The organism is Crenobacter sp. CS_VA4 (genome assembly GCF_055597485.1).
Map to the genome: position 1 here is coordinate 1 of NZ_JBVMAE010000153.1, position 255 is coordinate 255.

A 255-nucleotide genomic window follows, 5' to 3' on the forward strand; every position below is an offset into this window, starting at 1 on the left:
TTTTTGTCCTGGTGCTGGCCACGGTGATTGCCCACGGATTCACGATTGGGCCGATCTCGCGCCGCCTCGGGCTGACCGTGCCCGCCAACACGGTGCTGGTGGTGGGGGCGTCGCCGTGGACGACCGATCTGTGCCGCATGCTGTCCAAGGAAATGGAGGTGCCGGTTCTGCTGGTGGACAACTCCTGGCATCGCCTGCGTGATGCGCGGCTGGACGGCATCCCGGTGCTGTACGGCGAAATATTGTCCGAGGGGG

General features: G+C 65.1%; 1 protein-coding gene. It reads left to right on the plus strand.

Features of this window, described 5'->3' with window-relative positions; all coding sequences use genetic code 11:
• On the plus strand, window positions 1-255 hold a 255-nt coding region (locus ACZ2IA_RS23115; protein WP_470294921.1), incomplete at both ends, for a hypothetical protein.